At 41.2% G+C, this 25,168-nt stretch carries 14 protein-coding genes; 12 read left to right on the top strand and 2 right to left on the bottom strand.

The features are described 5' to 3' along the window. Positions 1-279: 279 nt before the first annotated feature. A complete protein-coding gene (locus Hs30E_RS06410; RefSeq protein WP_172208953.1) occupies positions 280-1,386 on the bottom strand; it encodes a lactate oxidase in 1,107 nt (368 codons plus the stop codon). A gap of 209 nt (positions 1,387-1,595) precedes the next feature. Between Hs30E_RS06410 and secG the strand changes: the two genes are divergently transcribed. From secG to smpB, 3 genes are all read left to right on the top strand, one after another. Then, entirely contained in the window at positions 1,596-1,841 is a 246-nt protein-coding gene (secG, locus tag Hs30E_RS06405; protein ID WP_172208954.1) for a preprotein translocase subunit SecG, read from the top strand. Positions 1,842-2,014: 173 nt separating this feature from the next. Beyond that, positions 2,015-4,300, top strand: a complete 2,286-nt coding sequence (rnr, locus tag Hs30E_RS06400) for a ribonuclease R (protein WP_172208952.1) — start codon at positions 2,015-2,017, stop codon at positions 4,298-4,300. An 11-nt stretch (positions 4,301-4,311) separates the two neighbouring features. After that, positions 4,312-4,782, top strand: a complete 471-nt coding sequence (gene smpB, locus Hs30E_RS06395) for an SsrA-binding protein SmpB (protein WP_172208950.1) — start codon at positions 4,312-4,314, stop codon at positions 4,780-4,782. A 721-nt stretch (positions 4,783-5,503) separates the two neighbouring features. Here the strand turns inward: smpB and Hs30E_RS06390 are convergent. After that, on the bottom strand, positions 5,504-6,238 hold the full coding sequence (locus Hs30E_RS06390) for an AraC family transcriptional regulator (protein ID WP_228462010.1): 735 nt from the start codon (positions 6,236-6,238) through the stop codon (positions 5,504-5,506). A 311-nt stretch (positions 6,239-6,549) separates the two neighbouring features. Here Hs30E_RS06390 and Hs30E_RS06385 point away from each other — a divergent pair, with 311 nt between their 5' ends. The 9 genes from Hs30E_RS06385 to Hs30E_RS06345 all read left to right on the top strand — a co-directional run bounded on the left by Hs30E_RS06385 (position 6,550) and on the right by Hs30E_RS06345 (position 24,981). Next, positions 6,550-9,972 (top strand): glycoside hydrolase family 2 TIM barrel-domain containing protein, encoded by a 3,423-nt coding sequence (locus Hs30E_RS06385; RefSeq protein ID WP_172208946.1) that lies wholly within the window; start codon positions 6,550-6,552, stop codon positions 9,970-9,972. An 18-nt stretch (positions 9,973-9,990) separates the two neighbouring features. Further along, complete coding sequence (locus Hs30E_RS06380) at positions 9,991-11,655, top strand: ABC transporter substrate-binding protein (protein WP_172208944.1); 1,665 nt, start codon at positions 9,991-9,993, stop codon at positions 11,653-11,655. 226 nt (positions 11,656-11,881) lie between these two features. Beyond that, complete coding sequence (locus Hs30E_RS06375; protein ID WP_172208942.1) at positions 11,882-12,742, top strand: phosphate ABC transporter substrate-binding protein PstS family protein; 861 nt, start codon at positions 11,882-11,884, stop codon at positions 12,740-12,742. 8 nt (positions 12,743-12,750) lie between these two features. Further along, positions 12,751-13,674 carry a phosphate ABC transporter permease subunit PstC gene (gene pstC / locus Hs30E_RS06370; protein WP_172208940.1) on the top strand — a complete coding sequence of 308 codons (924 nt, stop codon included), beginning with the start codon at positions 12,751-12,753 and terminating at the stop codon, positions 13,672-13,674. 3 nt (positions 13,675-13,677) lie between these two features. Then, on the top strand, positions 13,678-14,571 hold the full coding sequence (pstA, locus tag Hs30E_RS06365; RefSeq protein WP_172208938.1) for a phosphate ABC transporter permease PstA: 894 nt from the start codon (positions 13,678-13,680) through the stop codon (positions 14,569-14,571). Positions 14,572-14,574: 3 nt separating this feature from the next. Then, positions 14,575-15,378, top strand: a complete 804-nt coding sequence (gene pstB / locus Hs30E_RS06360; RefSeq protein ID WP_172208936.1) for a phosphate ABC transporter ATP-binding protein PstB — start codon at positions 14,575-14,577, stop codon at positions 15,376-15,378. A gap of 11 nt (positions 15,379-15,389) precedes the next feature. Further along, positions 15,390-16,154 carry a phosphate ABC transporter ATP-binding protein PstB gene (pstB, locus tag Hs30E_RS06355; RefSeq protein ID WP_172208934.1) on the top strand — a complete coding sequence of 255 codons (765 nt, stop codon included), beginning with the start codon at positions 15,390-15,392 and terminating at the stop codon, positions 16,152-16,154. Positions 16,155-16,175: 21 nt separating this feature from the next. After that, positions 16,176-16,829 carry a phosphate signaling complex protein PhoU gene (gene phoU, locus Hs30E_RS06350; protein ID WP_172208932.1) on the top strand — a complete coding sequence of 218 codons (654 nt, stop codon included), beginning with the start codon at positions 16,176-16,178 and terminating at the stop codon, positions 16,827-16,829. A gap of 406 nt (positions 16,830-17,235) precedes the next feature. Next, positions 17,236-24,981 (top strand): pectate lyase-like adhesive domain-containing protein, encoded by a 7,746-nt coding sequence (locus Hs30E_RS06345; protein ID WP_172208930.1) that lies wholly within the window; start codon positions 17,236-17,238, stop codon positions 24,979-24,981. Positions 24,982-25,168: the final 187 nt, after the last annotated feature.

The following is a 25,168-nucleotide window of genomic DNA, read 5'->3' as shown; positions in this document are numbered from 1 at the left end:
CATAACGAAAGTTTAACAGATTTTTTATGAAAATTAAAGCGGTTAGGGAAATAATCGTCTGAAATAGCTATTTAACTTGTGAAATTTCGGAATTTGTCGGATAAATTAAATTTATGAAATGACCGTGTGAGGCAATACAAACGCATGAACAAGTAAAAAGGGTGTTGTTCACGCGTTTGAAGGGAAAAAATTATAAAAAGAAACAAACCACACGATCGAAAGCAAGCATTGCTGAGATTTTATCAACATCAACGTATCTTTTTCTCAAAAAGCGTGCATTCAAGCATCAATTAATTTTGTTTCTTTAACTTCTGCAATCGTGTGCGCTCCTGCTAGCTGCATGTTAATCCGCAACTCTTTTTTAAAATGCTCGAAAACGTCCGTCACACCTTGGCTACCACCGAGATTAAGTCCCCAAAGCATAGGTCTGCCAATACCAACAATATCCGCACCGTTTGCAAGAGCTTTGAAAACGTGTTGACCGCGGCGCACACCTGAATCAAAAATGATTGGCACACGTTTATTGACAGCTTTTGCGATGTCAGCTAAGACGTCAAAACTAGCAGGTCCTGCATCAAGTTGGCGACCGCCGTGATTAGACACCCAAATGCCATCTACACCAGCATTTATCAAAGGTTCAACGTCATGCGCAGACTGAATACCCTTGACGAAAACAGGTAAATGCGTATAGTCTTTAATGAAAGTAATATCACGTAAGCTCAGCGCTTGCTTAGCCTTGGCATAAATGGCTGCAATGCCTTCTCCTGCACCATTTTCACTGTCAGTCGAAAGTTTCGACCATTCTTCTAAATTGCGCATAACGTTTGGAAAAGTGAAGTTATTGATGATGTCGCTTTCACGATAACCGCCGAGGGTTGAGTCAGCAGTCAGGATAATGGCTTTATAGCCGCCTTTGATCGCCTTGTCAAGAATCCAACGATTGAAATCATCATCTTTGCTCATATAAAGTTGGAAAAATTTAGGCGAATCAGGTGCAACGGCAGCTACTTCGTCAACTGTTGCATTGCCATAAGTTGACAGGCTGAAAATTGTGCCAGCCTTTGCGACACCTTGAGCAGTTGCAAGTTCGGCTTTTTCATGAACAAGACCATGAGCAGCAATTGGCACACCGATAATGGGCGATGAAAGTTTGAGACCGAGAAATTCAGTCGTCAGGTCAGGATCTTGAATATCTTGTAAAACACGTGGTACGATATGTTTGTGGTTGAAAGCAAGTGGATTAGCTTTGAGAACAAGCTCATCTTCAGCTGCACCCGCCAGATAACCAAATGCGCCCTTTGCCATATTAGCTTGGACGAGCTTTTCAAGTGACGGAATGTCAACAATATCAATGTGGCGTTCTTGAGTTGATGTAATGTAGGTCATGGCTACTCCTTTAACGATTGAGCGACGTTAGTCGCAAAGAGTTTTAGGGAATTATTTTCCTAAATTTCAAATTTGTTACATTTATTATGCGCTTATTTTTTAAATTTATCAATGGATATGTTTCTTTTCATTTATTTCAGCAAACTTAAATTTTTTATGGTATAATGAAATATACTGTATATTTTGTAGAAAGTCGGAAAAAAATAATAATGGAATTGCTTTATAATCTTTTAATTTATGTTTTGATTGCTCTGTCTGTTGTTTTGGTTATCTCAATCATGATTCAACCCTCTAAACAAGATGGGGGAGTAAGCGCCTTTACTGGTGGTGGTGATGAACTCTTTGAACGTCGCAAAGCGCGTGGTTTTGAGGCTGTTATGCAACGTTTTACAGGTGTTATGATTGCTATTTGGCTTGCTGTTGGCTTTGCGTTAGTTGTTTTATCAACTAGATAATCAATGTCATATACTCGGTTAATTCTAAAAATGTGCCTTAAGATGATTGTTAGTTACTAAGATTTTGTTGCCAAACTAACTTGAATTTGTGCTATGTTTTAGATTTGTTTGAGTATTGAAAAAAGCTGGGATAAAATCTCAGCTTTTATGTTATTTTTGTAGAAAGAAAATAAATGAAATTAAGTAAAAAAATCACAGAATTTTTGACCGCTATGCCGTCAAAATCTATTTCGCCAAAAATGTTGGCAAGTCATCTTGGTTTGTCTGATGAGGCGAGCGATTACAAATATTTACTCAAAACGATTGCCCAACTTGAAGAAAGTCAAGTGATTGAAGTGACAGCAGGGGGCAATATCGCTTTGCCACAACCCAAGGCAGCAGTTCTTGAGGGAACATTTTCAGCCAATCCACGCGGTTTTGGCTTTGTTCGTATCGGTGAAAATGAGCCTGACGTTTTCGTCAAACGTGGCAATACTAAATTTGCCATGAACGAAGATGTGGTTGAGGTCAAAATTACTTCTCCTGCTAATTCCCTCAAAGGTAATGAGGCTGAAGGGAAAATTGTCGCTATTAAATCGCGCGCTATCACTGGTCTTGTCGGCGAATTTTACGCATTTGATGAAGAGGAGAAAAAACATAGCGGGTCACTTTTGGGCTACGTTGTGAATAAAAATAAGAAAATTCCTTTTAAAACCAACATTTCTAAAAAAGGTTTGCAGCCAGAAGTTGGCGATATTGTGCGGGTGGACATCACGCATTATCCCGACCGTGATTTTCCAGATGTTTTGCAAGGTTTGGTTGTGGAAATCATCGGGAAGTCAACAGATACAGGAATTGATGTGCTTGAAGTTTTGGAATCGATGGGGATTCCGTCGCCATTTCCAGAAGATGTTATGGCTGAGGCGAATGCTGTGCCAGACGAGATTGAAGAAAAAGACATCGTTGATCGTGTAGATTATCGCAATGAAATTACGTTTACGATTGATGGCGCTGATGCCAAAGACCTTGATGATGCGGTGCATATCAAGGCGCTGCCTAACGGCAATATTGAGCTGGGCGTGCATATCGCTGATGTTAGCTATTATGTGACAGAAGGCTCTGCGCTTGACCGTGAGGCGCTTAACCGTGGCACATCAACTTATGTGACCGACCGCGTTGTGCCGATGCTCCCAGAGCGTTTGTCAAATGGTATCTGTTCACTCAATCCGCGTGTCAATCGTTTTACACAATCGTGTGTGATGGAGATTAATGCTGACGGGCATGTTGTGACGTATAAAATTGACCAGTCAGTTATCAAAACGACTGAGCGGATGACTTATTCTGATGTCAATGAGATGTTGGCTGGTAAAGTCGAATTTCTTGAAAAATTTGCCAAAATCGCAGAATCTGTTGAACAAATGTCGAAATTACATGCGATTTTACTTGCCATGCGGGCAAGACGTGGCTCAATTGACTTTGAAACGCAAGAGGCGAAAATCATCGTTGATGAAAAAGGTAAGCCAATTGATATTCAAGTTCGCAAACGTGGGACGGCTGAGATGATGATTGAATCTTTCATGTTGATTGCCAATGAAACCGTTGCGCGCAGTTTTGCGACACGTAAATTGCCTTTTATCTATCGTGTCCATGAACATCCAAAAGCGGATAAATTAACACGTTTTATTGATTTTGCCTCCGTTTTTGGTATCCCTTTGAAAGGGACGCCTGAGAAAATGCAGTCGAAAGATTTGCAAGATTTCATGTTGCAGATTAAAGGTCAGCCTGGCGAGATTGTCTTGTCAACCATGCTTTTGCGTTCGATGCAACAGGCGCGTTATGATGAGGATAATCTTGGGCATTTCGGTTTGGCGGCGGACTATTATACGCATTTTACCTCGCCGATTCGTCGTTATCCAGATTTGTTGGTGCACCGTCTTATCCGTGCTGAAAGCCAGCCGACGTCGGAAGTTCTCGACCATTTTGCCGAGATTATCCCAGAAATTGCGCAACAAACGTCGTCTCGTGAGCGCCGTGCCATTGATGCCGAGCGCGCTGTTGAGGCGATGAAGAAGGCCGAGTATATGGAGAGTTATGTCGGTACTGAGTATGAGGTCACGATTTCGTCGGTCACGCGGTTTGGGTTCTTTGTGTCGCTCCCGAACACGATTGAGGGCTTGGTGCATATGTCGACCCTCGGCGACGATTTTTACAATTTCAACGAGCGCGATTTGACCCTCAAGGGCGAGCGCACAGGCAAGGTTTTCCGTATGGGGCAGCCTGTCAAAGTCAAGTTAGTTAAGTCTGATAAGATAACTGGTGATATTGATTTTGAACATGTTGACAGTGAATTTGATGTCGTTGAAGCTGTTGAAAAGCGTAGTAGAGATGACCGCAACAAACAAGGCGGGCGTGATAAACGCCCAGATTGGAAGAAAAATAAAGATAAAAAGCCTTTCTATAAAAATGGTAAGAAAAAATAGGAGGTTATGATATGGCAAAAGAAAAAGTCAAAGATAATGTTGTTGCGACCAATAAAAAAGCGCATTATGATTACGACATCATCGAAACTTTTGAGGCAGGAATTGTGCTGACAGGTACGGAAATCAAATCGGTTAGACAAGCGCGGATCAATATTCGTGACGGATTTGCTCGTGTCAGAAATGGCGAAGTTTGGCTGAGTAATGTGCATATTTCGCCATTTGACGAGGGGAATATCTGGAATGTTGACCCGATTCGCACGCGAAAACTCTTGTTGCATAAAAAACAAATTGCCAAAATTGAGGCTGAGATTGCGCAAGCAGGCATGAGTTTTGTCCCTTTGAAAGTTTATATCAAGGACGGTTTTGCAAAGGTGCTAATGGGACTTGCCAAGGGTAAGAAAAATTATGACAAGCGCGAAACGCTTAAGCGTAAGGAACAAAATCGCGATATTGCTAAGCAGTTGAAGGCTTTTAACCGTTGAGAAATCAGCGGTTTTTTTGATGGAAATGGGATAAAATCAATTCGCTTTGCTATGTTTATGGTAACTTTTTATGACTGACACGCTCTTTACACTAAAACTGTCATAAAAAGTTATCAATACGCTGTGCCGCTAAGTGTTTCGTGAATATGGGGAATTTCTGTTAAAATTTGAAATAACAAAGTTACGTCGCTCTGCTGTGTTGAGATAGTTAAGGGCAGCTCTAAAAATTCAGATTCGCCCATTTTTGCACCTGCGGTTACTCGGTGCATGAAAAAATTGCTAAAATTCCCTTAGTCGTCGTCAATCCTCCTTGACTTGCACCAGCAAGCCTTCGTCGAATTTCCTAGCCTAAGAAAATTTTATCTAAAAATGAACAAAAGCAGTTTTTAGAGATGCCCTTAATCAGAAATTAGGAAAATGTGTCTAATTATCAACCGCCTCTGATTTTACGTGTAAAAGCGCCTATGTGTCTTGTTTAAACGTTGAATTAATATTTGTGATATGTAAAATGACGTTTAAACGAAACAGACAGACACTTTTACATGTTTTTAATTGTCCTTTGGTTGATTTTGCGTGTAAAACTAAACTCATTTTTTCGTTAAATCGTCCGCAATAATTGCTAAATCAGCTTTTTAAGATAAAATTTTCATTTCGTGTGTGTCAATCATAAAAAATGCCATTAGAGTAAATTAACTTTTTAGGTAATTCTTTCTGTGTTCTCTTATTTTCTCAACTGTTTACTTGTACGAAAGACAAGAGGTGTCAGACCATTTTCCTTTTTAAACAAGGCGATAAAATGACTAGCGTCATCTATACCAACGAGATTACAAACTTTTTGAATGGATAAATCGGGCTGATTGACTAATAATTCTTTGGCTTTAGTCATGCGGATTTCAAGGAGAAATTTTGAGGCAGAAACACCTAAAAAGCGTTTGAATAATTTTGCTAAATATTGTGGTGTGATAAATAAATCGCTGGCTAAATCATGAATTTGAATCTTTTCAGCGTAATGTTTCTCAATTTGTGCCATTGTTGGTTTGACATATAACTCAAAAAGCTGACTTTTATTTGACGAAAGATGTTGTGAATTGGTTTGAAAACTCAAAATAAAGGCATAGCAAAGTTTCGATAATTCATGTTGTGGTAATGGTTTTTTAGTTTGTAAAGCGATAACTTGACTGAGCCAAGCAAAGTAATCAAATGTGCTATTTTCATCAATAATAAAATAATCATACGTGCCAATCATATCAGTAATTTTATCTGCCATAAAGCCTTGAATTGTTATAAAACCAGTTTGCCAGTCGCTAGTGTCACAAGCACGATAAATAAGTGGGGTAAAAGGCGCACTGAGAATGCCTTGCCCTTTTTTTAATAGCATGCTTTTACCGTCAATCTCGACTTTTCCTTGTCCGCTCTCTGTTATTAAAAAATGGAAATTGGGACAACCATTTGGCATGTTTTTGGGTTCTTGTTGCCAATTGTTGCCAATGCAGTCAAATTGGAAAGGGAGATTGTGATTTAGTCGGTTATAATAAATGGGCATTTTAGTCTTCTCAAGTTTCAAATTATTATATTTTTTGGATAAATCAATTATAGCATAATCTGTTGAAAACGATTACAATTATTTTATGGTAGATTTGGTAAACAAATTTACTCAAACTTTTCTTGATTGGACAGTCATACGTTTCTCAAGGATGACTCCTCAGTTTAGGCATAACCTGAGGAGTTATCCGTGAGAAAGGAAAAAATTTGAAATGGAGGTGACAATTGAAAGAAAGGTTAAATAACGATTGGCAGTTTATTGAGCAACCATTGGGAGAAAATTTTTCTTTTCAAAAAGTGCTTGATTTGGCTGAACAATTTGAAAAAATATCTATTCCACATGATTGGTTGATTAAGGATGTGAAACATCTTTATCGAGATAGTGAGGGATGGTACAAACGTCAGCTATGGGTTGAGACGGCTGAGGAATTGACCAATCAACAGCATTTTTTGCAATTTGACGGCGTTTACATGGATTGTGAGATTTATCTGAATCAAGTTAAGATTTTCGAGTGGAAAAATGGCTATACAGGCTTTGAAATTGCGATAACTGAGCATTTACAGGTTGGTAAAAATGAGTTAGTGATTCGTGTGAGAAATCAAACGCCGAACACGAGGTGGTATTCTGGCGCAGGAATTTACCGTCATGTTTGGTATCGAAAAACTGTGCTTACTTATCTCGTATCAAATGGTGTGTATGTTAATTTGGCGCAAAAGTCAGAAACAGACTGGCTTGTAACAATTGAAACGATGATTCGCAATACTCAAAAAAAAGTCTGTGTTGGCACTTTATCACATGTTTTGTCCTATCAAGATAAGCAAGTAGAAAAAGTGTCCCAGCAACTGACGATTCCGCCAAATGAGTTATTTGTTCATACTGAAAAGTTTTGGGTGCGTGCGCCACAACTTTGGTCAACTGAAAGACCGCAACTTTATCAGTTAGTGACAACATTTGAAACTGGATACACAAGCAGTCACAATCTGGAAAATTTAGGTTTTCGCAAGATTGACTTAACAACTAACAAAGGGTTATTTTTAAATGGCAAGTCAATGAAAATTCAAGGTGTTTGCTTACATCATGATTTGGGCTTGCTTGGCTCAGCTGTCAATCAAGTTGCTTTAAAAAGGCAGCTCAATCTTTTAAAAGAAATGGGTGTCAATGCGATTCGCACGGCGCACAATCCTGCAACGCCGGAACTTTTGGCATTAGCAGATGAACTAGGTTTCTTGGTTCAATCGGAGTTGACAGATGTTTGGCGACATCCTAAGACAACTTATGATTATGCGCGATTTTTTGATGATTGGGTGGCGCGAGACGTTGAGAGTTGGATAAAACGTGAGCGCAATCATCCGTCTGTTTTCATGTGGAGTATCGGTAATGAAATTTCTGATACGCATAATCGTGATGATGGCGAGGCAACGCTCAAACGTTTGGTTACTTATGTCAAACAGTTTGATCCGTATCAAAATGCTGTGATTACTTTTGGGACGAATTATTTACTTTGGGAGAAAACGCAAAAAGCGGCGGCTATTTTAAAAATTGTTGGCTATAATTATGGCGAGACTTTGTATCAAGAACATCATGAAAAGTATCCCGATTGGGTTATTTATGGCAGTGAGACTGCCTCTGTTGTGCAAAGTCGGGGCATTTATCATTTTCCTTTGGCGCAAAGTATGCTGGCTGATGATGATTTTCAATGTTCTGCTTTGGGGAATAGTCGAACGAGTTGGGGCGCTAAAAGTATCGAAGATTGCTTAATTTTTGAGCGTGATTGCTCCTTTTCATTGGGACAATTTATTTGGTCGGGGTTTGATTATATTGGCGAGCCGACCCCTTATCACAGTAAAACTGCCTATTTAGGACAAATTGACACGGCTGGTTTTCCAAAAGATGCTTACTACATTTTTCAAGCTGCTTGGACGGATTATCGCAAAGCGCCGATGATTCATCTCTTTCCTTACTGGGATTTTTCGGAGAATCAATTGATTGATTTGCGTGTTTGTAGTAATGCGCCAGAAATTGAGCTGTTTTTCAATGGCGAAAGTTTGGGCAGACGTCAGCTTGACAAGTTGATTGAGAATTGGCACTTGCCTTATCAAACTGGGCAATTGCTCGCTAAGGCCTATGATGAGTTTGGTCATGTTGTCGCAGAGGATAGCGTTCAATCATTTTCTGATGCAAAAACGATTTCGACTCAATTAGACAAAACAATTTTATTGGCAAATGGGGAAGATATCGCCTTTTTGGAAATCTCAATGCGAGATGACAAAGGAACATTTGTCGCTAATGCTAATAATTGGGTGCAAGTTGAAGTGAGTGGGGCAGGCGTTCTAATTGGTTTAGATAATGGAGATAGCACAGATTTTACCGAATATAAAGGAAATGTTAAGCCTTTATTTAGCGGAAAATTACTAGCAATGATTGGCTCAACCACACAATCGGGAGAAATTCAAGTTTGTGTCAAAAGTCCGACACTTGAAACGGTTACTCTCTCTTTGACTTCTGAAACGCTCAAAACGCTAACTTATCGAGCAAAACAAGAACCGATACGTCAACTGGTATTACCAGAAATCTTACCTGTCCGCAAAATTGCGCTAACGACAAATTTGTCAAGCACGCAAATAAAGACAAGTGAGAAAGAGATTTTGATAACGGCAACTCTATTTCCTAAACAAGCGACATATCAAGCGCTTGACTGGCGCGTGACGGATGTCAAGGGAATTGACAGTAGCTTAGCAGAAATTAAAGTGCTTGATGATAAAACAGTCAAATTGACACCGCTTGCGGACGGCGATATTTTCATCAGATGTGGCACGAAAAATGGCGCGGCGCAGATTCAAAATTATGCCCTCTTGCCCCTAACGATTCTAGGTTTCAAAGAGGCGCTGTTGAATGCTTATCAACAGATTACTGGTGGGCTCTATACGAGAAGTAATCTCCCCTTATCAAACGGCAATGCGCGTGGTGTTGCGACAAGTCGTGGCGAGGAAAGTTGGGTTGTTTTTGACAAGGTTGATTTCGGGACATTTGGCTCGGACGAGCTGACTTTATCACTTTTTCCTTTGGAGGACAATCCATTTGAGATTGAAATTTGGCAAGGTTATCCGCATGAGCCAGAGAGTGCGTGCGTGGCTACGGTTATTTACACTCAAGGCACGCAATGGAATACTTATCAAGACCAGCAATTTTCATTGCCAAAAAGGTTAAAAGGTGTGCAAACGATTAGTTTTGTTTTTCGTCAAAAAGTTCATTTGGGCAGTTTTGTTTTTGAAAAGCAAGCCAAAGCCTTTACGTCTTTGCTGGCAAATGAGGCTGATGAGATTTATGGCGATTCATTTGAGATAAGAAAAGATGTGATTGAACACATCGGCAATAATGTTGTCCTAGAATTTTCTGAGATGGCTTTTGGTGACGTGGGGGCAACTGCGATTCAAATTATCGGAAGAGCCAATCAAGTCACAACAAGTATTCAGCTTAAAATATCAGATGAAAAAGAAACGAGAAAAATTTTTCTTGATTTTCCAGAAAGTCATGATTATAGCTGTGTCGAATTTGCGTTAGAGCGAATAATCGGTAATCATCAGATAACTTTTATTTTTCTACCTGGTGCAGATTTTAATTTTAAAAGTTTTCAATTTAAAAAATGATAGAATAGAGGAATCTTTATGAAAAAATGGCAAAAAGTAACAGCGAGTGTGCTTGTTTTATCGGCAGCTTTGACTTTAGCTGCGTGTGGCAATGCTAAAAAAGCTGAAAAGACAGCAGACGGCGACAAAATCGAAATTCCCAAGGACAAATCAGTTGGCGCAATGGTAGATTTCAAAGCAGGCGAGCAATTTAAAGCAACTAAGGCTTTCACAGTGGATGTGCTGTATCGTGAACATCCCAACTATCCTTGGGATGACAACTGGTTATTTAACACAAAATTAAAAGAAATGACCAATGTTTCCTTTGCCCCAGTTATAACGCCTATGAGTGATTTGGAGCAAAAACGCTCCTTGATGATAAGTTCGGGTGATGCACCGACTTTGATGACCAATGTTTATGCAGGACAAGAATCGCAATTTGTTGCCAGTGGTCAGATTTTGGCAATTTCTGATTATATTGATTACATGCCAAATTTTAAAGCTGCGATTAAGGAGTGGCAGTTAGAACCAGATTTGGAGCGCATTCGTCAAGTTGACGGCAAATTTTATAATTTACCAATGGTTTTTGAAGAACCTTGTCCCGAGGCGTCAATCGCCATTCGCAAAGATATTTTTGAGAAAGAGGGGATTCCTATTCCAGAAACTTGGGAAGACATTTACCAAGCTTTGAAAACCTTAAAAGCGAAGTATCCAGACAACTATCTCTTTTCTGACCGTTGGGTAGCTGGTAAGACACTGGAGCTTGCGGCTGTTGAATATGGTTCGAGCGCTGGCAATGGTTACAATCCACAAAATTTCGATAAATCTGCTGATAAATTTGTCTACAATGGCGCCAGTGACAACTACAAAGAAGTCGTCACATTCTTTGCCAAATTAGTTTCAGAGGGCTTAATGGATAAGGAAAGTTTCACGCAAGATGACCCGCAAGCCATTCAAAAATTTGTCAACGGTCAATCATTTGTGATTTCGACCAATCCGCAGGAAATGACGAGTATGATTGAAACAATGGATGAAACGCTAGGCAAAGGTAATTTTGAAGTTATGCGTTTACTGATTCCTGGTGGACCAAATGGCAGAATTAACGGGACTGGTCGGTTGTCAAATGGTTTCATGGTTTCAAGTAAAATCAAAGAAAGTCCGAATTTTAAAGCAACGCTCCAATTTATTGACTGGCTGATTTTTTCTGAGGAAGGTCAATTATTTGCACGTTGGGGTGTTGAGGGTGAAACTTACACAACTGAGGGAGACATAAAAAATGGTGGCAAAATTAATTTAGCTAAGGATGTCAATACCCGCGGACTCAACCCAACTGGCACAAAAGATTTACAAAAAGATTTTGGATTCGGAAATGGTGCTTTTGCTTTTGGGAATGCTGCTTATCTGGTTAATTCTATCTACAATGACACTGACCGCAAATGGTTGGAAGAGATGGCAACAGATTCTGTCTCATTAGAGGCAATGCCACCCGCACCTATGGCAGATTTGGAGGCAGAAGAACTAGCGATTATTAACACCAATCTAAAAGATACAGTGGATCAAGAAACCTTGAAATTTATTTTGGGACAACGCCCTTTGTCAGACTGGGATAATTTCATTAAACAATTGAAAGATAAAGGTTTAGAAAACTGGGAAACAACAACGAACAAGGCTTATCAAGACTATAAGGAAAAATTTGGAGAGTAATTAAGGGCAGCTCTAAAAATTCAGATTTCCCAGATTTTGTCAGCTCATAAAATCGCTGACAGGAAAATCTATCTAAAATTTGAACAAGCAGTTTTTAGAGATGCGCTTAAATAATTTTAAAACGTTTGAAAGCGAGCCTTTCAAACGTTTTTTTACACAAATTTTACATTGATTTCAAGTAGAAATGATAAAATAGAAATAGCTAAACAACTGAATTGGAGAGCGCATGAAAAAGAAATTAATTTTTTTAACTTTATTATTGCTACTACTAGCACCCCTGTCAGCTTGCGCCAAATGGATAGACAAGGGCGAGTCAATCACAGCAGTTGGCTCAAGTGCCTTACAGCCGTTGGTTGAATCGGCAGCAGAAACGTTCGCCCAAGACAACACTGGTAAATTTATCAATGTTCAAGGTGGTGGTTCGGGAACGGGGCTGTCACAAGTGCAATCTGGTGCTGTTCAAATCGGTAATTCTGATTTATTTGCCGAGGAAAAAGACGGGATAGATGCCCAAAAATTGGTTGATCACAAGGTCGCAGTGGTTGGGATTGTACCGATTGTCAATAAAAAAGTGGGCGTTAAGGCGCTCACAACAGAGCAGTTGTGCCAGATTTTCACAGGGGAAATCACGAACTGGAAAGTCGTGGGTGGCAAAGATCAGAAAATCGTCTTGATTAACCGTGCGGCAGGATCGGGTACGCGGGCGACTTTTGAGCGCTGGATTATGGCTGGTAAACAAGCTAAAAGTTCGCAAGAGCAAGATTCATCTGGTATGGTCAAGTCAATCGTGGCGCAAACGCCTGGTGCGATTAGCTATCTGGCTTTTTCAAATATTGATGACACAGTGACTGAAATTTCTCTTGATGGTTTTAAGCCAACAACAGAAAATGTTGCCAACAACGACTGGCCGATTTGGGCTTACGAACATATGTATACCAAGGGTCAGCCAACTGAGCTGACAAAAGTTTTTCTCGATTATGTTTTATCTGACGACATTCAAGAAAAATTAGTCAAGAAAATGGGCTATATCTCAGTCAACGAGATGCAAGTTGAACGTGATGCGACTGGTAGAGTCATCGAAAAATAGGGGCGTCAATGGCACAAGAAAATATCCAAGAAAAATTACTATCAAAATCTAAAAATTCCCAACTTGAAACATTCGGAAAAACACTGACTTTTTTCTGTATTGCGATTATCGTTTTTGTCGTTGCGATGATATTTTTCTTCGTGGCGAAAAAAGGTTTGTCAACATTTTTCGTTGATAAAATCAATCCTTTCAGTTTCTTTTTTGGCACATCTTGGCAACCGACAGAGCTTGGCCCTGACGGCAAACCTATGGTTGGCGCGCTACCCATGATTACTGGGTCGCTGATCGTGACGATATTATCTGCGATTCTAGCGACACCTTTTGCGATTGGTGCAGCGGTTTTTATGACTGAAATCTCGCCCAACCGTGGCGCGAAAATTTTGCAGCCTGTTATTGAATTATTGGTTGGCATTCCGTCTGTTGTCTATGGTTTTATCGGTTTGACCGTTGTTGTCCCAACCATTCGCAACATTTTCGGAGGGACTGGTTTTGGTATCTTGTCTGGCGTTTTCGTTCTTTTTGTGATGATTCTCCCGACTGTCACCTCCATGACTGTTGATGCCATGAAAGCTGTGCCGAGCCATTATAAAGAGGCGTCTTTAGGGCTTGGCGCAACACGGTGGCAGACCATTTACCGCGTTCTCTTACGTGCTGCTATGCCAGGGATTCTGACCGCTGTCGTTTTCGGCATGGCTAGGGCATTTGGCGAGGCACTTGCGATTCAAATGGTTGTCGGCAACGCCGCCATTATGCCCACAGGTCTGACCTCGCCCGCAGCAACGCTGACCTCTGTCTTAACTCAAGGAATCGGCAATACGATTATGGGAACGGTGCAAAACAATGTTTTGTGGTCGCTTGCCTTGATTCTCTTGCTCATGTCGCTTGTGTTCAATATTGGCATGCGCACGATTGCTAAGAAAGGAAGTTTATAGCTGATGACCCCTAAAAAAGCTGATAAAATCGCAACAAATCTCCTCTACGTGATTGCGGGCATTATCGTTGTCATTCTCGCCTCGCTCTTGGCTTATATCCTTGCGCGTGGCATTCCTCACATTTCTTGGCACTTTCTGACCAGTCCCGCAAAGGCTTATGAAGTCGGCGGCGGTATCGGCATTCAGCTCTTTAACAGCGTGTTTTTGCTGATAATCACGATGTTGATTTCTTTTCCGCTGTCGCTTGGTGCGGGGATTTATTTGTCGGAATATGCGAATCAGAAGTCATGGCTAACGTCGTTGGTTCGCACGTCGATTGAGATTCTGAGCGCTTTGCCTTCAGTTGTCGTTGGGCTTTTTGGTTTCTTGATATTTGTTGTTCAGTTTGGCTACGGTTTCTCAATTATCTCGGGAGCTTTGGCGCTGACGGTGTTTAATCTTCCTTTGATGACAAGAAATGTCGAAGAATCACTAAAAGCCATTCATCATACGCAACGAGAGGCTGGGTTAGCGCTTGGTTTGTCGCGTTGGGAAACGGTCTTGCATGTCATCGTTCCTGAGAGTTTACCAGGTATTTTAACAGGTGTGATATTATCATCAGGCAGAATTTTTGGCGAGGCTGCAGCATTGATTTATACAGCAGGTCAATCAGCGCCAGCACTTGACTGGTCAAATTGGAATCCCTTGTCAGTCAGCTCGCCAATCTCAATTTTCCGCCAAGCCGAAACTTTGGCAGTTCATATCTGGAAAGTCAATGGCGAGGGAACAGTGCCAGACGGTGCCGCTGTTTCTGCAGGTGCAAGTGCTGTTTTGATCCTTTTTGTTTTGATGTTTAACTTTGGTGCCAGATTTATTGGCAATAAAATTCATGCGAGATTGACAAGTGTGAAAGGATAAAAAATGGTAGATTATAATTGGAATGAACGGCACATGATTGACTTTGATGGGCGTGAGATTGCACTTGAAACCAAGGGGTTACACGTTTATTATGGTAATAATGAATCAATCAAAGGCATTGATATGTGCTTTGAAAAAAATAAAATTACGGCGCTGATTGGACCGTCTGGTTCTGGGAAATCAACTTATTTGCGTAGTCTTAATCGCATGAATGACACGATTGCCATTGCCAAAGTGACAGGCGAGATTTGGTATCAAGGTGTCGATGTGAATCAGCCAAATGTCAATGTTTATGAGATGCGTAAGCACATCGGCATGGTTTTTCAGCGACCGAATCCATTTTCCAAATCCATTTATCGTAATATTACCTTTGCTTTGGAACGACAAGGTGTCAAAGATAAGGCGATTTTGGACGAGGTTGTCGAAACATCACTCAAGCAAGCGGCGCTTTGGGAACAGGTCAAGGATGACTTGCACAAGTCGGCTTTGGCGCTGTCTGGTGGTCAGCAGCAACGCTTGTGTATTGCGCGAGCGATTGCGGTTAAGCCTGATATTTTGCTCATGGATGAGCCGGCCAGTGCGCTTGACCCGATTTCGACGATGCAGCTGGAGGAGACGATGTTGGCGCTGAAAAAAGACTATACGATTATCATCGTTACGCACAACATGCAACAAGCCGCGCGTGCGAGCGATTATACTGGTTTTTTCTACTCGGGCGATTTGATAGAGTATGATGAGACGAGTAAGATTTTTACGCGCCCTAAACTTAAATCAACCGAAGATTACGTTTCTGGGCATTTTGGGTAATGGAGGCTGATATGGCAGAAAAAGAACCGATATTACAAGTCAAGAATTTATCATTATTTTATGGCAAAAAACAGTCCTTGTTTGACATCAATATGGCTTTTTATCTCAATGAAATTACGGCGCTGATTGGGCCATCGGGATCTGGTAAGTCAACGCTTTTGCGGTCGATTAATCGCATGAATGATTTGGTGTCAACTGCGAAAGTCACAGGCGAGATTATTTATAAAGGGCAGAATATTTACAGCACCAAGACGGATACAGTTGATTTGCGTAAAGAGATTGGCATGGTGTTCCAACAGCCCAATCCTTTTCCATTTTCTATCTATGAAAATGTTGTCTACGGCTTACGGTTAAAGGGAATCAAGGATAAAGCCGTGCTTGATGAGGCGGTCGAGGAGTCGCTTAAATCGGCGAATATTTGGGATGAGGTCAAAGATAAATTGCACAGCTCAGCGCTTGGTTTATCAGGCGGTCAGCAGCAGCGGGTCTGTATGGCGCGTGTTTTAGCGGTCAATCCTGACATCCTGTTGTTAGATGAGCCGACCTCGGCGCTTGACCCTATTTCAGCTGGTAAAATCGAGACAATGTTGTTAGAATTAAAGGAAAAATATACGATTTTGATAGTGACGCATTCCATGCAGCAAGCCAGTCGTATCAGTGATAGAACGGCATTTTTCCTCAATGGTAAGCTGGTTGAATATGATAAAACAAATAAAATTTTTCTCAATCCGTCAGAACAAGCAACCTCTGATTATGTGACTGGGAAGTTTGGGTAGTATGAAAATGAAAGGGAGTTTATGTTAAGAACACAATTTGAAGAGGAATTAAACAAGTTACATAACCAGTTTTACTCAATGGGAACGCTGGTTTCAGCGCAAGTCAATCGGGCGGTGCGAGCATTTGTCAGCCACGATCGCGATTTGGCAGAAGAAGTTATCGAAGAAGACCAAAAAGTCAATGATCAAGAGACAAAATTGGAAACTAAGTCACTTGAGATGATTGCTTTACAACAACCTGTTTCGCAAGATTTGCGGACGATTATCACGGTGCTGAAAGCCTCGTCTGATTTGGAGCGTATGGGGGATCACGCGGTTTCCATTGCCAAGGCAACGATTAACCTCAAAGGCGAGGAGCGGATTTCTGTTGTTGAGGCGGATATTTCACTCATGGGCGAGCGCGTGAAATCTATCGTTGATGCAGCGCTCAATGCTTATATTCAAAGCGACGACAACCGCGCGCGCGATATTGCCAGTTGGGACGAGACGGTCAATCAAATGCACGGCGAGATTCAAACGAAAACGCTCGATGCCATGGCGGAAAATAGCGAGACAATCACGACTGGTAAAGACTACTTGATGACGATTATGTATCTGGAGCGGATTGGCGATTATGCGAAAAATCTATGTGAATGGATTGTTTACTTGAAAACTGGGAAGATTGTTGAGCTGTGAGGTGGGAAGTCAATTTTCTTTTGTTTTGTAGGGCGTTTATCAAAGATTGAAAATAAAATGACGTAAAATTGTTAATATAAACTAACTAAAACAAAAAACTATTTGATCTTTATGATGGTCAAGTAGTTTTTTGATATAGATAAAGACTAGAAAAGTCTGATTCATATTGAAATCTACAACAACCGAATTAAATAAGTGACAGAAAGGGCTTTGAGTTGTTTTCTCTTTTAAGAAAGTTTCAAAATCAGAACTTATTTTTTTTGCCATTATAAAATTTTATATAATTGGAATAGTATAGAAATATTAGAGGCAAATTTCTGAAATAGGTAATGCCAACATGGTTTTAAAGACTAAAAGCTGTCGTTATCTGCTTGGAAATTTAGGGAAAACTTAGAAGGAACGTAAGATGGAAAAATTAAGTACAAGTAACTTGTTACGGAAAAACAAAGAGACTAAAAATACTCACTATCGGATGTGGAAAAGCGGGAAAAAGTGGATTTATGCTAGTTCTATCCTGACAATGATTGCGGGTGGTGCTGTTGCGGGGAATGCCTTGATTTCTTCTGCCGATGAAAATGATACAACGGTTGTTTCGTCTCAAAAAACTGAGAACAAAAAAGCAGATGTTGCGCCGAGCTTACTTGCCGAACGTGCGATTACTGTCAAAGAAACTTTGAAAGTGGCGAGTTTGCTTGATGCAAATCGTGGTGCTTTTGAGGAGCAAGTGACGAAAAATGATAATACGCCTGTTAAGTCAACAACATCAGTGCATGTGCCGTTGCCAGATGCAGTGGCTGCCACAAAAGATGGTACTGCAATAGCAACTGCAAAAGCATTGCCACAAGTGACTTTGGTAATGGAGGGGACAGATAACGATGTTAAGACAGCCGCAACTAATGCCTTGAATGCGCGAGTACAAGGTGCTTATGTTAAAGTTGAAACGATAGCTGAATTACGAGCTGCTTATAAAAATCAAGATATCCATTATATCGAAATTACCGCTGATTTTGACCGCACAAGTACGCTTGCAGGAGAAACGAGCATTGGTATCAATTATTTTGGTGCCGACAGTCGTCAAGAAGACCTAGTTATTGATGGTGGCGGTCATACGATAGATATTGGTGCAACTGTTTTCCAATTTGCTGGTCGTACAGCGACTCAAGGGCAGAAAAATTTCACATTAACAAATATCAGTGTGAGGGGGGATTACCCTTCTGCGGATTACGCCTTAGTTGATTGTGATACAACGGGAGCTAACGGTAGATGGAATTTCAACCTTGATGATGTTACTTATACAGGTATACAAGGAAAAAATCTTAGTGTAACAGGTAATGCGAACAATGTAGACCGTCTTTTTCGTCTTCGTGGACCAAACGGTCAAATAACGCTTTCGGGAGAAATTTATACAACGGCTTGTCAAGAAATGGGTTGGGCAAATAATGTCAACTTTGTTGATAATGCTATTGTCACACAAGAGCGAACTTTAGCCGGTGATACAGATTCAATGATTTGGGCTGATAATGCTGGTGGTTCGACAGCTGTTTTCAATATTGGCGATGGTGTTCATATCAAAGCTGATGCTGGTATGCAGACGGGAACTAATCTATGGGAATGTTTCCTTGATGTTGAAACACTCACAGCAGGGGACGATATTACTTGGGAACAATACAAGTTTAGGTATTTGTTTTTAGCGCAATCTAATCGTAACTATACTTTTGGTAAGAATTTGAAAATGACTGCAACGGGTATGTCACAGGATAATGGTGCTGGTATAGGAAATGGAAGTACATTTACTTTTAATGCGGGGACAATTTTAGATGTTCAACAATGGAATGCAGGTAACGTCTTTAATGTTGGTGATAATTCAATCGTTAAATTTGTGTCGCCCAAAGCCTTGCATATTGCAAATTTAACATCAGCGGGTCTAGTTAGTAACTCTAGTAATATTTTTAATGTAAGTTCCAGTGGTCAATTTATCTTAGATAATTCATCAGTTGATATGTGGAAAGAAGCGACTTATCAAGGCGATGGAACAACGCCAGCTATCAATGATACTAAGTTTGCAAAGATGACAATTTCTGGCAATACAGCAACGCTTGACCGAATTGGTGGAGACAATATAACACTTCCTACTGTGGATGTTAATGATGTTCGTGAGTTCCAAACCAACGGCATTCCAAACGGAACAGTCAAAATCAACTACATTGACCAAAGTGCTACAAGCACAACTGATGTCGCTCATATCGTGAAAACGGTAGATTTGGATGTCAATCAATTAGATGCGCAAGGGCATAAACAGTATTATGTTGGTCAAGAAATGCCAGCTGAAGTTTCGGCTTTTGTTCATGATAACATGCCTGGCAACTATAAGTGGGCGCTTGATGAGCAAGTCAACCCAATTGCGGCGGCAGACAAACAGTCTAAGGGCGATCCGACGACTTTTTCTGATAATGGCAATGCTAGAGGTCAGCTTGAGCGGATGATTGTGCCAATGGAGGGCGTTGAGTACGTTTATAATGTCTATGTTTATGGCAAAGGCGTTGATGATGTCACTTATCAATATGTCAATTCTGTTACAGGGGATGTTGTTGATGTGGCAGATGTGGCAACTTCTGAACAGGAGTCAACACGTGGGCTTGTGACAGCTAATATTGGCAATATCATTGACTGGACAGACCCTTACTACACTGCGACCAACATCCCAACAGGCTATAAACTAGATACGACCCATGCGCAACCGACAACAACGGAAGTATTGGTGCAAAATACGCCAAAAACGACACTTTATGTGACACCCGTTAAACAAGAGTTGACGGTTAGACTGGTTGATAAGGATGGCAAGCAGATTGGCACAACTTATCGTATTTCTGGTGGGACGTCTGGCTTAGAGAAAACGCATGCTGAGTTGCTCGCTATGGGCAATATCACAATTCCTGCTGGCTATAAACTGAGTTCTGAAGAAGCAGCGAAAGTTTTCAAGTATGATGCAACAGATAACTTAGATCATGCAACTGGTGCTGAAACGGCTGATACGAAACCGCAAACACTTGATATTAGACTTGGGGATAACGTTCAGTCAGCAACATTTACGATTAGAGATGCCTCAACTGGTCTTATTTTAGATGATAAAGTTGTTGTAACTGGTAAGGAAGGCACTAGTATTATCGCTTCGCCTGAGTATGATATTGCTAGTCGAATTGCTGCTTACAAGGCTAAAGGCTACATCGTGAAGTCCTCGAATTTCTCTGACAATGCTGTATTTGCTGGTGGTGAAACTTATACGATTCAGTTAGTTCATGATACTGAGAAAGTAGTTGAAACTTATATCGTTAATTTCAAAATTGAGCATGACTATGAGGGAGATAAAGCGTCAATCCTTGAGGAAATTCCTGTAACAGTCACACGCACATGGTATAAAGATAAAGTAACAGGCAAAGAGATTGCGATTCCGACAGATGTTTTAAATAATCAAGTAGCACTTGATGCTTATCTGGCAAATTTTGCTGTAAATGGTGATGTCAATCAACATCCTGAGAGAACACTTTATGAGAAGATTGACGATCCAGCGACAAAAGCTGATGATTTGGCAGAGGTTGATCCTTATACAGGTGTTGTATCATTGGATACTATACCAAGAACTGGCGAACAAGGCTGGATTTCTGGACCTTCTGAAACAATAAATGTTGATTTGTCAACAAAACCTAAACCTACTGAGGGCGGAGATAAAGTCGTAGATGGTAATGGTAAGGTTGAGTATACGCGTGATTTAGATTCTTTACATGAATCTGACGATCTTTCAGATTCAGATGAGGACTCAGATTCAGATGAGGACTCAGATTCAGAGGAAGATTCAGATTCAGAAGAGGATTCAGATTCGGAAGAGGATTCAGATTCAGAAGAGGATTCAGATTCAGAAGAGGATTCAGATTCAGAGGAAGATTCAGATTCTGAGAAGGATTCGGATTCAGAAGTTGAATCTGCATCTGATTCCGATGAGGGGTCAGATTCAGAAGCTGATTCGGATTCAGAAGAGGATTCAGATTCAGAAGAGGATTCAGATTCAGAAGAGGATTCGGATTCGGAAGAGGATTCAGATTCTGAAGAAAACAGCGACTCCGAAGCCGATTCAGACTCGGAAGAAGACAGTGATTCCGAAGTAGACTCAGGTTCAGAAGAAGATTCAGATTCCGGAGAAGATTCAGGCTCAGAAGAAGACAGTGATTCCGAAGAAGATTCAGGTTCAGAAGAAGACAGTGATTCTGAAGAAGATTCAGGCTCAGAAGAAGACAGTGATTCTGAAGTAGACTCAGGTTCAGAAGAAGACAGTGATTCCGAAGTAGACTCAGGTTCAGAAGAAGACAGTGATTCCGAAGTAGATTCAGGTTCAGAAGAGGCTAGTGATTCCGAAGTAGATTCAGATTCAGAAGAAGTCAGTGATTCAGAGGTAGATTCAGATTCCGAGGAAGATTCAGATTCTGAGGTCGATTCAGATTCCGAGGAAGATTCAGATTCCGAAGTAGACTCAGGTTCAGAAGAAAACAGTGATTCTGAGGAAGATTCAGGTTCAGAAGAAAACAGTGATTCCGAAGTAGATTCAGGCTCGCAAGAGGATTCAGATTCTGAGGAAGATTCAGATTCAGAAGAAGCCAGTGATTCCGAGGTCGATTCAGATTCGGAAGAAATCAGTGATTCTGATGCTGATTCTGATTCGCAAGAAGATAGTGACTCCGAAGCTGATTCCGATTCACAAGAAGATAGTGACTCCGAAGCTGATTCCGATTCGCAAGAAGATAGTGACTCCGAAGCTGATTCCGATTCACAAGAAGATAGTGACTCCGAAGCTGATTCCGATTCGCAAGAAGACAGTGATTCAGAAGCTGATTCCGATTCGCAAGAAGATAGCGATTCAGTATTTGATAGTGGTTCAGAATATGATTCAGATCACGCTTGGGATAACATTCCTGATAACGCATGGCATAATGGCGATAGCGATAATGAAATCGAGATGCCTGGCGATGTTGATGGCGACGGCATTCCAAACAGTATGGACGACAACATTGACAATGACGGTCTTTCAAACGGTACGGATATAGACAAAGACGGCGACGGTATTCCAAACGATAAGGATAAGACGCCAAATGGTGCGCCAGATCCTAAGGATAATGCCAACCATGACGGTAATCTGAAAGACCCAATTCTTGACCCGACGGATGTTGATGGTGATGGTGTTCCTAACCAACAAGACCCAGATGTTGACGGTGACGACATTCCAAATGGTAAGGATGTTGATATTGACGGCGATGGTATCAATAACGCGTTTGATAAGACACCAAACGGCGATCAATCTGGTAAGTTGATTCCAGATAATACTTTCCTTGAAAATGACCCGACGAAACCTATTGCTGAGCCGGGGGATGTTGATAATGACGGTATTCCAAATAGTATGGACAACGACATTGACGGTGACGGTATTAAAAATACTGCGGACCCTGATCGTGACGGCGACGGCATTCCAAATGAGCTTGACAAGACACCAAATGGTGCGCCAGACCCAACTGATAACAAAAATCATGACGGCGACTTATCTAATCCGATTGAGAATCCAACGGATGTTGATGGCGACGGCGTTCCGAATCAGCAAGATCCAGATATTGATGGCGATGGTATACCAAATGCTGAAGACGACGATATTGACGGCGATGGTATCAACAATAATTTTGATAAGACACCAAACGGCGACCTATCTGGTGAGTTGATTCCAGATAATGCTTTCCTTGAAAATGACCCGACAAAACCAATCGTTGAGCCAGGGGATGTTGATAATGACGGTATTCCAAATAGCGTGGACGATGATATTGATGGCGACGGTATTCTAAATGGTGAAGATGAAGATCGCGATGGCGATGGCATTCCAAATGAAACGGATGATACATCGGAAGGTGCGCCAGACCCAGTTGATAATGCGAATCACGACGGCGACTTGACGAAGCCGATTGAAAAACCTGGCGATGTAGACGGCGATGGCATTCCAAATAGTCAGGATAAAGATATTGACGGCGATGGTCTACCAAATGCGGTTGATTCGGATCGTGACGGTGATGGTATTAATAATAGCTTTGATGAGACACCTAGTGGCGCACCAGATCCAGTTGATAATGGTTACCATGACGGCGATTTGACAAAACCAATTGAAGATCCGACAGATGTAGACGGCGATGGTGTTCCGAATCAGCAAGACCCAGATGCAGACGGCGACGGTATTCCAAATGTTGAGGACGATGATATTGATGGCGATGGTATTAACAATGCCTATGATTCAACGCCAAATGGTGACCAATCGGGTAAACCGATTCCAGATAACAGCTACCATGATAATAATCCTGCAAAACCAATTGTGAAACCTGGCGATGTAGACGGGGACGGTATTCCAAATAGTCAGGATAACGACATTGACGGTGATGGCATTGTCAATGGTAAGGATACAGATCGTGACGGCGACGGCATTCCAAATGAACTGGACGAAACCCCAGACGGTGCGCCAGATCCCGACGATAATGGCTATCATGACGGTAATCTGAATAAACCAATCCTTGACCCAACAGATGTAGACGGCGATGGTGTTCCGAATCAGCAAGACCCAGATATTGACGGGGACGGCATTCCAAATGCTAAAGACGATGATATGGATGGCGACGGCATAAACAATGAGTATGAGGACACACCAGGAGGCGATCAGTCAGGCGAGTTAATCCCAGATAATGCTTATCATGAAAATGATAAGATGAATCCAATCGTTGAGCTAGGCGACGTTGACAACGACGGTATTCCAAATAGTCAGGATAGAGATATTGACGGCGATGGCATTATCAATAGTAGAGATGATGACATGGATGGCGACGGCATTCCAAATGAACTGGACGAAACACCAGAAGGTGCGGCAGATACGATTGATAATGGCTATCATGATGGCAATGTTGACAATCTCATCGGCGATCCGACGGATGTAGACGGCGACGGTGTTCCAAATCAACAAGATCCCGATATTGACGGGGACGGCATTCCAAATGCCAAAGACGTTGATAAGGACGGCGACGGCATTAATAATGCTTATGATAGAACGCCAGATGGCGATAATTCGGCGAGCTTGATTCCTGATAATACGTTTGTCGAAGGAAATCCTTCATTACCAATCGAAAATCCTTTGGATGTTGATGGCGACGGCATTCCAAATGCTGAAGACGATGATATTGATGGCGATGGCATTGTCAATAAACTTGACTCAGATATGGATGGCGACGGTATTCCAAATGAAACAGATCCAACGCCGAAAGGTGCGGGAGTACCAGAGCCAGCACCAACGCCAACACCAGAAGAACCAGCGATTCCAAATACTGCTAGTACGCCAGCACCAACGTCAACGCCAACAGCATCACAAAGCCATATCTTGCCAAATACTAATGCTAAATCTGATTCACGTCTGATGTCAATGATTGGTCTAGGTGGCTTGCTTGCGGGTGTAGCAGGGACAGCCTACTTTGGTGGTCGTAAACCTAACGATATGCTTGTAACCTTGAGAACTGACGGTTTCATCAATCGTACAGATGCGAGTTTTGTGACGAATGATAAAGTTAGGATGATCAAAGCTAAAGCAACAACATTCTTCGCAGAAAAAGTAAGTTTGTCAGATAGCATTCTGCTTTTCACAAATCTTGGTCGTATGATTTACAGTCCGATAAAAGATTTGGCGCAAGTCAGCTTTGATAGTGAGCTTAAAGGTCAACCTATCGCTGATTTGGTAAATGATGTTGTATCATTTGAAAAAGTTGTCTTTGCGAAAGTTGTGAGTAATTTTGTAGCAGATGATATGTTGACGGTTGTCACTAAGAAAGGCTTTGTGAAACAAATTGCGCTTTCTGATTTGACACCAAATGCTGAGTATAAACAAACAAGCGTGATTTATGATGTATTAACAGAAGATGATACTGTCCTCTTCGTCAATGCGACGCCAGAAACATCAACCTTGTTCTTAACAGAAAATCACAATGCTGTGATGGTCGATATTTCAGAGATTCCGATTTTGGGTCTTAGTGAAATTGGGACACGACTTCAAGCATTGGCAGCTAATGATAGTTTGTCAAAATGTTTTTGTTAAGTAATTAAGTAATGTTTAGTGGCTCTTTGTCAAATCGTGTGGGAAACTCCTTTCCCCTATAAAGCAAGTAACTGATTAGTTGCTTGTTTTTTAATTTATTAAGGTTTTATTCATGAGTAGGATCCGTTTCTTAAAGTTTTTAAACCTTCTAAATCCATAAGCCACACGTTTAATCTCCTTGATTTTA

The organism is Pseudolactococcus hodotermopsidis, assembly GCF_011170085.1.
Lineage (GTDB): Bacteria > Bacillota > Bacilli > Lactobacillales > Streptococcaceae > Pseudolactococcus > Pseudolactococcus hodotermopsidis.
The sequence above is the reverse complement of the archived record's forward strand: the minus strand, read 5'-3'. Positions and strand labels throughout refer to the sequence as shown.